Consider the following 10,174-nt stretch of genomic DNA (forward strand, 5'->3'; position numbering starts at 1 on the left):
AAGTTTTTGGTTGTCTGCTGTCGGGCAGTCAGTGGACGTTAAACAGATGCTTGTGGAGGGGAATCTGGACGGGGTTTCAAGACAGAGATGACTTGAAACTAGGCAAACCCAGTGAAGCAAGAATCCCTCGTTATAATCTTTGATTTAACGGGGGAGTGTCAATGGCAGTCTTTCTAGGGAACGCATAAAAAGGAAAGAAGAGGAAGCTATAAATTTTCCCAACTTTCATTTTCTGCGTTCTTTTGTTGCTGGCATATTTATAGATGTTTAATTCACGTTCTCGATTTACATCCCTTTGGCGATGGTGGCAACAAAAGCAAGTCTTTTGTTGGGTTTCTGTGGGGGTTGCAGGCTGTACTATTCTCTTGCGATCGAGCGGTATCCTCCAAACTTGGGAATGGGCTGCTTTTGACCAATTATTTCGTTTGCGACCCCCGGAGTCTCGAGAAGAACGAATTTTAATTGTGGCGATCGATGAAGAGGACATTCAGGAAAGCGGCACTTGGCCGATTCCCGATCGAACGATCGCCGAACTTATTCGTCGGTTAAACGAAGCTCAACCCCGCGCGATCGGCTTGGATATTTATCGGGATCTGCCTGTGGAACCGGGTCACGCTCTTTTACGAGAAACCATGACTCAGATTCCTCATTTTGTTGGCATTGAAAAACTAGAAGACAAGCAAGAACAAGGAATTAATCCTCCTGTCATTCTTTCAAAAGAAGCAATTGGTTTTAATAATGTTGTCATCGATGCGGATGGGCGAGTGCGCCGCAGTTTATTTTACGTGCATCCAGAAGGTGAACCCCATACCAGCTTTGCTTTACGTCTAGCCTTACTTTATCTCCAACAAGAGGGAATTGAGCCTCAACCTTCAGAAAAGAACGCTAAACATCTCAAATTGGGGAATAGCACTTTTTCTCCTCTGCAACCCAATGATGGTTCCTACATTCGCACAGATAATCGAGGCTATCAAGTTTTAGTTAATTTTCGCAATCCTGATGCCTTTGAACAAGTGACTTTACGGGAAGTCCTCAACGGAGAAGTTTCTCCCGATCGCATTCGCGATCGCATTATCGTGATTGGTTCGACGGCTCCGAGTTTGGGGGATTTTGTTTATATTCCCTACAGTACCAATCCCTTTGGCTCTATTTCTCCTCTCTACGGGGTGGAACTGCACGCCAATTTTATCAGCTATATTATCGGGGCTGTCCTGGACGATCGCGCCATCGTCAAAGTTTGGCCCGATGCGATCGAATGGCTGTGGATTTTTTTCTGGTCGAGTTTGGCCGCTGCGATCGTGCTGCGATTGCGATCGCCTCTCCATTCTTCTCTCGTTTTATTTTTGGCAGTTATCTTTCTGCTAGGGGGAACTTATGGCGCGTTTTTATGGGGATGGTGGATTCCTGTTATTCCTGCCTTGTTAGCTTTAGGAGGAACTACAAGCGTTTTAACAGGTTATTTAGCTTATCGAGAAGAAGAACGCAAACGGTCTACAGACTTCTTAAGATCCGCGATCGATAATATTCCCGATCCTATTTTTGTGAAAGACCGCGATCGCCGTTGGCTCGTTCTCAATCAATCTTTTTGCAATCTTAGTGGCTACCCCTTAGAAGAGTTATTACATAAAACCGACTCGGATATTTTTAGTCCGACTGAAGCGGAGATATTTCGCCAACAAGACGAATGGGTTTTTCGCCATCAGACCCCACAAGAGAACGAAGAAAAATTTACCGATCGCCACGGTAAAACCTATTTAACGGCAACCAAGCGCTCTTTACACAAAGATGCCGCCGGAAATATCTTTTTAATTGGCGTGATCCGCGATATTACAGAACGGAAAAAAATTGAAGAAGATTTGAGAAGAACAACCGAAGAACTCAGTCGCTCCAATGCCGAATTAAAACGCACCCACGATCGCCTGCACCATCTCGCCTACACGGATTCTCTCACCGGTTTGGCCAATCGCAAAGGATTTTACGAAAGTTTTCACACTTTTTTGGCCTGGGCTGAAGCAAAGAAACGCCTCGTGGGGTTGCTGTATTTGGATCTAGACGGGTTTAAACAGGTCAATGATAGTATCGGTCATCAAGGGGGAGATTTGCTGCTACAGGCAGTTGCAGAACGAATTGAGAATTGTCTGCGGGATAGCGATCGCGTTGCCCGATTGGGAGGTGATGAATTTACAGTCATTTTGCCTGGGATCAAACAAGCAGAAGATGTCGAAATCGTTGCTCGTAAAATTGCCACCACCCTCTCGAGTCCCTTCAACCTAAACGGAAATCGCGTTTTCATTACCGTGAGTATTGGCAGCAGCGTTTATCCTCATGATGGTAATACGGAGGAACAACTGATCTCTCTAGCAGATAAAGCCATGTACGAGGTCAAAAATCAGAATCGCGCCGGAACTTCCACCGAGGAAACCCAAGACTGCGATCCGTAATATTACGCAAAAATAAGGGTTGGAGTATAAACTAATATTACAATTTCGCAAAAAAAATTAGCTGTTCCAGTAGCAAGCAAAAAATTGTGAAAAATTTATGAACATTTTTTTTGCCATTTTGCACAGCAGTGAATATACTTATGGAAACAGGTCAGGAACAAGATGCGGTCTTGTTAGAGTTATGAAGACTTCTCTTCGTCTCGCAGGCACAGTAAAAATTAGCATAGCAATTGGAGTTAGCCTGCAACTCCTGCTTTTTGGTGGGTCTGAGGCTGTTGCTCAAAGGAAAGGAACGGTTCACCCCCATAGGATTACCTCCTCATCAAACTCTCTAGAACGGGTTGATCCTGCAAAAACGGCAAAACCCGCTCGATCCTTCGGTAATAATAAGAAATTCGATCCCGAAGATAATGGCAATCCTGATGGCACCAGAGGATCGGGAACTCGCTGCGTCCGCTAAATATTAACTTTATTAATTATATTAATTATATTAACTCCATTAATTTTAGAAAATTTATTAATTATATTAACTTTATTAATTTTATTAACTTTAGAAGATAGCAATAAACGCAAAGAACCCACCTTAGAGAAAAGTGGGTTATGAAATAGAACAGGTGTTAACAGAAAATAATGATTAATCAATCATAAATTCAATTGTTTAGGCGATCGTCTCCTTGGGTAAAGACATTCGTAAGTGCGCCAACGGTGAATTGGTCTAAATTTGCCTCTAAGCGTTCCTTTTGACCTTCTGACAGTCCTGGTATATCGAGAACCGCCTCTACCGATTCATAAGGGGCATTGCCGACGATTTTGCTTGCTAGAGTCGGATAGAATCCCTTTAACTGGCGAAATCCTCGGACGTTTGTATTATTCAAATCGATTTTTTGGCCAAAATCAGTTTGCAGAAAATCGTCAGCTTCATTACGAAGTTCTGCTAGTACTGGAGAATTGATCGCCGTTGGCACAGAAAATGCAGGCAAAGACATAGCTAGGGTTTCTTGTCGTCCCCCAAAAACCAAACAAGTGACCGCTAGTAAGGCGATCGCTAAGACACGAATCACGTTTTTCATCAAGTCCTCCTCAGCAATGCTCTAAAACAGAAAAAATAGAGATTTTTTAATTTTTGTGTGTCTGCTCCTCATCTTATCCCACAAAGGGAACAGTTACTCAGTCACTCGCGATTCGTTTACCCGTTAGAGAATCTTGACTTTTACAAAAATTTATAATAAAATCGAGGTTTATATTTTTTTCTAGAAAATGTAGTCTTAAAGAGTAGCCCTTCGAGGGTAACACGCAAAAGTAAACCGAAAAAGTTTAGTCAGTTACAAAAAATTGTGGTTTCTTCAAGTATATCTCCAACAACCCAATCACTCCAGACTCCCGCGAGACGCACGGGAGCTTACGCCTTAATTGATAGCCTCGTTCGTCACGGAGTCAAGCATATTTTTGGCTATCCAGGGGGGGCAATTCTGCCCATTTACGATGAATTGTATCGCGCGGAAGCAAGAGGCGACTTGCAACATATTTTAGTTAGACACGAACAGGGAGCCTCCCATGCGGCGGATGGTTACGCCCGTGCTACGGGGCAAGTTGGAGTCTGTTTTGCAACTTCCGGCCCTGGGGCAACCAACTTAGTTACGGGAATTGCCACGGCGCATCTCGATTCTATCCCTTTAGTGGCGGTAACGGGACAGGTGGCTAGAGGGGCGATCGGTTCTGATGCTTTCCAAGAAATCGATATTTGGGGCATTACCCTGCCCATTGTCAAAAACTCTTATGTTGTTCGCCATCCGGCAGATATGGCGCGAATTGTAGCAGAAGCCTTTCATATTGCCAGTTCCGGTCGTCCGGGTCCCGTTCTCATTGATGTCCCGAAAGATGTGGGTTTAGAGGAATTTGACTATATTCCTGTGGAACCGGGGGCAGTGAAATTAGCAGGATTTCGTCCGACGGTGAAGGGCAACCCTCGGCAAATTAGTGCCGCTTTGAAATTGATCCAAAATTCAGAACGTCCCCTCATATACGTGGGTGGGGGCGCGATCGCATCGGGGGCGCATCGGCAATTACTACAACTGGCGGAACATTTTTGCATTCCGGTTACGACAACTTTAATGGGTTTGGGGGCATTTGATGAGAATCATGCCCTTGCTGTGGGGATGTTAGGGATGCACGGGACGGCTTATGCTAATTTTGCCGTGAGTGAATGCGATTTATTGATTGCGATCGGGTCGAGATTTGACGATCGCGTGACGGGGAAACTGGATGAATTTGCCTCGAAAGCAAAGGTAATTCACATTGACATCGATCCGGCAGAAGTGAGTAAAAACCGCACCCCAGAGGTTCCCATTGTGGGGGATGTAAAGGTGGTATTAATGCAAATGCTCGATCGCATTGCGGAATTGGGACTCGAGACAGACACCGAGAGAACTGAGGCATGGTTAGAAAGGATTGCCCGTTGGCGCAAGGAATACCCTCTCGTCGTGCCTCATCATGCCGATAGTCTTGCCCCTCAAGAGGTGATTGTCGAAATTGGTCAACAGGCTCCCAATGCTTATTACACGACGGATGTGGGACAGCATCAAATGTGGGCAGCGCAGTTTATCAACTACAGTCCCCGGCGTTGGATTTCCAGTGCGGGTCTGGGAACAATGGGTTATGGTATGCCCGCCGCCTTGGGGGTTAAGGTGGCACTACCGGAAGAGGAGGTGATTTGTATTAGTGGCGATGCCAGTTTCCAAATGAATCTGCAAGAATTGGCGACCCTCGCGCAATATGGAATTGCGGCCAAAACGGTGATTATTAATAATGGCTGGCAGGGAATGGTGCGTCAATGGCAACAAACCTTTTTTGGCGAGCGTTATTCTTCCTCGAATATGGAGGTGGGAATGCCAGATTTTGTCAAGCTGGCTGAGGCTTTCGGGGTGAAGGGAATTCTCATTAGCGATCGCAGCGAATTGAAAGGGGCGATCGCGGCTATGTTAGCTCACGATGGTCCTGTTTTGGTGGATGCCCGCGTCACCAAAGATGAAAATTGCTATCCTATGATCGCCCCCGGTAAAAGCAACTCACAAATGTTGGGACTACCGAAAAAAAGTCAAGTTGATGCGGCGATCGGCTCGATCTATTGCAGCAGTTGCGGTGCCAAAAATACCACGACCAATAAGTTCTGTCCTGAATGCGGCGCAAAACTTTAAGGTGTTGGGGAAAAGGGCGGGATGAAGATTGCTTCGTTTTCTGCCTTTTCCGGTCTATTTTCGGTCTCTGGTCTATTTTCAGTCTCTTCTGGCATTATTTTTCTTTCTTGACTTTGCGATCGCCCTCGGGCAAGACGTAGCAGCAAGGCTTCTCCTCGCTCAATGCGCCAATAGTCGCTCTTAAAGCTGGAGAATTGATGGGCAATAGTGAGGGCTTGCGGCCAATCTTGGTCTTTAAGGGCGCGATCGAATGCTTGGGTTATCTCTTCTCCTTTTTGCCATTCCTCCTGCCACTGGGCGATCGCCTCTTGAACAAGGGTATAGTCGGAACTACGAGGAGAAACGAGACCAGCAATACGCACTGCTTCGGGTAAATTGCCAGCATTCATTTGGTCTTGGGCTTGCTGCCAAAGCTGTTGCGACCAAATATCCAAAGATTTTCGCGCATTCAAATAGAAGGGGCGATCGCTATCCCAAGATTCAACGAGGGCGATCGCTTTGACTAAATCTATCTCTTGTCCTGACTGTGCCGCCAATTGGGCGCAGTATAGTCTCTCGCTATCGGCAGCCATTGGCGCGAGGGTTTGACAGTTTTGCCAGGGTAAGCGCTGCATGAGCCACAAAGCCCCAATTCCCGACCCTGCTGCAACGAGGATCGCGGCGATGGGGAGGAAGAGAGATAAGCGCCAACCGCCATAATTTCGCCGTCTGGCGCTGAGACGGGTTGGCGATCGTATCAGAGTTGCCTGAGAGGTCAAGCGAATAATTTGCTGTCTTCCCTGATGTTGGGTTTTAACATCCGCTTGGGGTGTTAATCGTTTTTTGCGGGCAAATGTTTTGGTTTCTTGCAATGCACTTCAACAAGGGTTTTAAATTCTTGGTTAAAGAATATTACCTTAATTTTGCCTCGAAATCTCGGTGCGAGAAAGTTTTGGTCGTCCTAAATCAAATTTTTAGTCTAGCGATCCCCTCCCATTTTATTGCAACCTGTTGCCCGTAGCGCGATCGTATGACCTATTTTTCTGATTCTTCTTCTCTTGCGATCGCATCTTCGAGTAATGCGAGTAAAGGTTCTAAATCTTCTGCGATTGTTTTCCAGACAATATCTAGATCGATTTCATAATAACCATGAATTAATCGATTTCTCATCCCGATAATTTGCGCCCAAGGAATTGTTTTAATTTCTGCTTGTTTGTTTCTAGAAACTCTCGAGGCTGCTTCTCCAATAATTTCAACTAATTTAACAAGAGAAAGGGTTAACATTCTATCTGTTTCAAGGGATTCTTTCGTTTTGCCTTGAATAAATATTGAGATTTCTCGTGCTGCATCACGCATATGCAGCAAGCGCGTGCGATCGTCAATTTTTGACATATTGTATTTTTGCTTCCTTTAATACTTGTTGCCGAAAGTAACGACTGAGTTCGGAAATTGTTCTCAGATCGGCTTTGCGATCGATGATTTCCGAGAGTTCAATTTCCATTCCCGCTAAACGAATATAACCGGGAATATACTCTGGTTCAAATTCCACCAAAAAATCAATATCACTCTCGTCAGAAAAATCATCTCGCAACACCGAACCAAATACAGAGAGTTTGCGAATGTGATATTTTTGACAAAATCGGACAATTTTTTCAGGGGAAAGCGCGATCGCTAATGTTTTCTGCATTTTCTTCTCACCCTATTCGCTTATTCTCCAAGAATATCAAATTTTGTTGGAGATGCGATCGCATCGATAGATAGAATTGTAATATTTCCTTGAATAATCTCGATTTTAGTGTTCATAATAATTCAAATTCCTTCATTGCAGGCAAAAAGTTTTTATTCTCGTGACTGGGACGACTGAGTTTAATTAAAGCAAAGCGGCGATCGGGTGTTAAATTTTGCCACTGTTGGAGACTTAAAGATACATTCATTTCTGTAGCTTTTTCTCGTACAGTATTGGGAATCATTGTTTCATTTAACCAAGGAGGATTTTCAGCGATCGCCAATTCCGATGCAGGTTTTCCTGTATATTGAATCACTAATCGCTGTAAACACTCTCCATAAGTTTTAACTTCTGCTTCTGTCCTACAAGGCATTATTACTAAACTTTCTCGTTCCTTGGGATTGAATTGATGCCAATGAGTCAGTTTGAGTTTGATGCCACAGGTATCTAATTTCATTCTCACCTGCATGGGAATACAGCGCAAAGATTCGACAAAATCTGCTTCAAATTTGAACATTTATTATTAGTTGTTTGTTTGCGTTAAAATAGCCCTATCTTCCCAAAGGAAAATAGGGACTTTCCATTTTAGCGAAAGAATTGGGGATTTTTCAAGGAACGAAATCAGAGTTCAACAACTCTCACATTGCGAACTTGATAATCCGATCCGGTTTTCTTGGCACAAAATCCCATATCAACGGTTTGATTGGGTTGTAGGGGTTGTCCCCAATTGGGAGGTGTGACCGTATATTGCGAACCCTGACGCTGAAAATTACCATTCCAACTGTTATTAATCTGCGCTTGATTCATCTCAAAGCGCAATTGCCAAGCACGAATGGGAGAACTATTGGGATTCTTTACGGGAATCCTTACACAAAATCCTGTATTCCAGTCGGAATCTACGATCGCATTTGCAGCTAAGGTTGTATTTGAGACAGGATCGGGGGTTGGTTCTGGAGTTGGTGCTGGGGTTGGTGCTGGGGTTGGTTCTGGAGTCGGTTCTGGAGTCGGTTCTGGAATGGGATCGGGTGTAGGATTAGGATCGATCGCCACACTATCGCCTAACAAGGTACTTAATAACTGTTGTTTGGGAGCATCAATAGTGCGCCAATCATCTTTTAAAATACCTCCCGTATCGCCACTATTGGGATTCCAACTCCAATAAGTGAAATGCAACTGTTTCTCGTCAATAAACTTGACTAACTCCCGTTGCCAAATTCCCTCTTTAGAAGCAGAATCGACTTGACGACCGCCAAATTCTCCGATTAAGATAGGTGCAATCTTTTCATCGACAATGTAATTAAAGCCGATTTGCCAGCGCTGACGCAGGTTTTGCGGAAAAGAAGACTCGGAAAACCAAGGTTGATTGTAGACTCCCGCGCCGTATTCGTGAGGAGAGTAAACAAGTTTATTAGGTGAGTTGAGGCGAACGGGATAATTTTTCACCCCTTCCAAATTACCACCCCACCAGTGATTGAGTTGTTGTCCAGGTACGTTTTTTTCGACCCCTTCAACTACAATCAACCAGTTGGGATTTACTGCAAGGATAGCATTTCCGGCGCGTTCGGCAGCCAGTCGCCAGTCTGTAGCGCGATCGCCGGTCCCCCAACTTGCTTCTCCGTGGGGTTCGTTCTTCAAATCCGCCCCAATAACATTACGCTGGTTCTTGTAGCGTTGTGCTAACATCGTCCATGCGCCGATCCAGTCTTCTTCACTAAAACCATCCCCGTACCAAAGTGTGGGGATACTTTGGTCATTTAAACGATGACTATCGAGAAGAATAAACAAGCCTTGGCGATCGGCTTCTTGGATGAATAAATCTAGGGCTTGCAAGGAGGTTTTGTTTTGGAAGTCTGCGTTACTGCCGATACCAAAATTAACCCCACTGAGGGAGTTCGATCGCAGTCCCTGTACGGAATAAGGCAGGCGAATGATATTGTAGCCCAAGTTCTTGATTTCTGCAAGCATCTCTTTATAATCTCGCGCCCAAAGTCCATGAGGTGCATGGAGATCCGTCTCGAAACCAAACCAGTTGACTCCTCGCAAAAGTACGGGTTGACCCTTAGCATCAATAATCTGCGATCCTCGCGTTGAGAGAGGGGTTTGGATAGCAGATGCAGCATTTGCAGGTTGAGGAAGGTGATGTAGTGCGATCGCCAACCATAAAGCAAGGAAAAAGGTCAAAATTCTGGCACCGATTTTGAGATACTTGCGTATTGGTTTCGGTTGACGCGAAAGGTTAAATCGTTTTGTCAGCATGAAAATTTACAGGTAGAGAGTGATTTTAACTGCCCGAGGGAAATAGGAGCCACTTTCCCTGATTTTTACAGAAAGACTGACTTTAATTTTAATCAGTTCCCTAACCAATATTTTAAGTGTCCTTGTTTTTCTTTTCGCGATCGCCTTGAAAAAGCCTAAAATACTTTCCGAGATTCTAAATGTTGCTTAATTTCCGGGAGAGTGCGCCAAACAGGACGTAATTGACCTCTTGTATATTTCTCTAATTGGTCGGTAATATGAGGGGAATTAGGCTGAGTTGAATTGCCGCAAACATTCAATACTTTAGCACGAATTGGCTCGGAAAATTCAATGGCTGCAATGTAAGTATCTCCCCCTACACTTTGAAATTTTCCACTTCCATCAGGGGCAATACCTAATACTTGAAAACTACCTAATTGTCCCGGTGCGCCACTTGCGGGTAAGTCTTCGTCGCCATAGCGCAAACGCACAGCATCTCCCCAGTTTGGATCTATTTTACCATATAAGAACTGTAATTGCGCGGCGGCATTTTCTAAAACATCGATCGCATTTTCTGCATCTTTTAAACCCTTTGGTGT

Annotated in this window: 10 protein-coding genes; 3 read left to right on the forward strand and 7 right to left on the reverse strand. The window is 44.6% G+C overall.

Annotated elements, in window-relative coordinates; translation table 11 throughout:
* Positions 1-263: 263 nt before the first annotated feature.
* Positions 264-2,441: a CHASE2 domain-containing protein gene (locus VB714_RS13265; protein ID WP_323224885.1), complete on the forward strand. Its 2,178-nt coding sequence runs from the start codon at positions 264-266 to the stop codon at positions 2,439-2,441.
* Positions 2,442-2,538: 97 nt separating this feature from the next.
* On the forward strand, positions 2,539-2,901 hold the full coding sequence (locus VB714_RS13270; protein WP_323224887.1) for a hypothetical protein: 363 nt from the start codon (positions 2,539-2,541) through the stop codon (positions 2,899-2,901).
* A 190-nt stretch (positions 2,902-3,091) separates the two neighbouring features.
* Here VB714_RS13270 and psbU read toward each other — a convergent pair whose 3' ends face one another.
* Positions 3,092-3,511: a photosystem II complex extrinsic protein PsbU gene (gene psbU, locus VB714_RS13275; protein WP_323224889.1), complete on the reverse strand. Its 420-nt coding sequence runs from the start codon at positions 3,509-3,511 to the stop codon at positions 3,092-3,094.
* Between the two features lie 264 nt (positions 3,512-3,775).
* Here psbU and ilvB point away from each other — a divergent pair, with 264 nt between their 5' ends.
* Positions 3,776-5,635 carry a biosynthetic-type acetolactate synthase large subunit gene (ilvB, locus tag VB714_RS13280; protein WP_323224891.1) on the forward strand — a complete coding sequence of 620 codons (1,860 nt, stop codon included), beginning with the start codon at positions 3,776-3,778 and terminating at the stop codon, positions 5,633-5,635.
* On the opposite strand, the gene VB714_RS13285 is transcribed toward ilvB, so the two are convergent.
* The 6 genes from VB714_RS13285 to VB714_RS13310 form a co-directional block, all read right to left on the reverse strand.
* A complete protein-coding gene (locus tag VB714_RS13285) occupies positions 5,632-6,486 on the reverse strand; it encodes a hypothetical protein (RefSeq protein WP_323224893.1) in 855 nt (284 codons plus the stop codon). The genes ilvB and VB714_RS13285 overlap by 4 nt on opposite strands.
* Positions 6,487-6,649: 163 nt before the next feature.
* On the reverse strand, positions 6,650-7,006 hold the full coding sequence (locus tag VB714_RS13290) for a DUF86 domain-containing protein (RefSeq protein WP_323224895.1): 357 nt from the start codon (positions 7,004-7,006) through the stop codon (positions 6,650-6,652).
* A complete protein-coding gene (locus VB714_RS13295) occupies positions 6,993-7,301 on the reverse strand; it encodes a nucleotidyltransferase family protein (RefSeq protein ID WP_323224897.1) in 309 nt (102 codons plus the stop codon). Before VB714_RS13295 ends, VB714_RS13290 begins: the two co-directional genes overlap by 14 nt.
* 112 nt (positions 7,302-7,413) lie before the next feature.
* A complete protein-coding gene (locus VB714_RS13300; protein WP_323224899.1) occupies positions 7,414-7,857 on the reverse strand; it encodes a nitrate reductase associated protein in 444 nt (147 codons plus the stop codon).
* Between the two features lie 104 nt (positions 7,858-7,961).
* Positions 7,962-9,596, reverse strand: a complete 1,635-nt coding sequence (locus tag VB714_RS13305) for a cellulase family glycosylhydrolase (protein WP_323224901.1) — start codon at positions 9,594-9,596, stop codon at positions 7,962-7,964.
* Positions 9,597-9,751: 155 nt separating this feature from the next.
* Positions 9,752-10,174, reverse strand: a 423-nt coding sequence (locus tag VB714_RS13310; protein WP_323224903.1) for a penicillin acylase family protein, incomplete at its 5' end; no start/stop codon positions are given.

This window comes from Spirulina sp. 06S082, assembly GCF_034932145.1.
GTDB lineage: Bacteria > Cyanobacteriota > Cyanobacteriia > Cyanobacteriales > Spirulinaceae > CCY15215.

Coding starts and splice junctions, on each gene's coding strand:
- VB714_RS13265 (WP_323224885.1), top strand. CDS start 264: ATGTTTAATTCACGTTCTCGATTTACATCCCTTTGGCGATGGTGGCAA.
- VB714_RS13270 (WP_323224887.1), top strand. CDS start 2,539: ATGAACATTTTTTTTGCCATTTTGCACAGCAGTGAATATACTTATGGA.
- psbU (WP_323224889.1), bottom strand. CDS start 3,511: ATGAAAAACGTGATTCGTGTCTTAGCGATCGCCTTACTAGCGGTCACT.
- VB714_RS13290 (WP_323224895.1), bottom strand. CDS start 7,006: ATGTCAAAAATTGACGATCGCACGCGCTTGCTGCATATGCGTGATGCA.
- VB714_RS13295 (WP_323224897.1), bottom strand. CDS start 7,301: ATGCAGAAAACATTAGCGATCGCGCTTTCCCCTGAAAAAATTGTCCGA.
- VB714_RS13300 (WP_323224899.1), bottom strand. CDS start 7,857: ATGTTCAAATTTGAAGCAGATTTTGTCGAATCTTTGCGCTGTATTCCC.
- VB714_RS13305 (WP_323224901.1), bottom strand. CDS start 9,596: ATGCTGACAAAACGATTTAACCTTTCGCGTCAACCGAAACCAATACGC.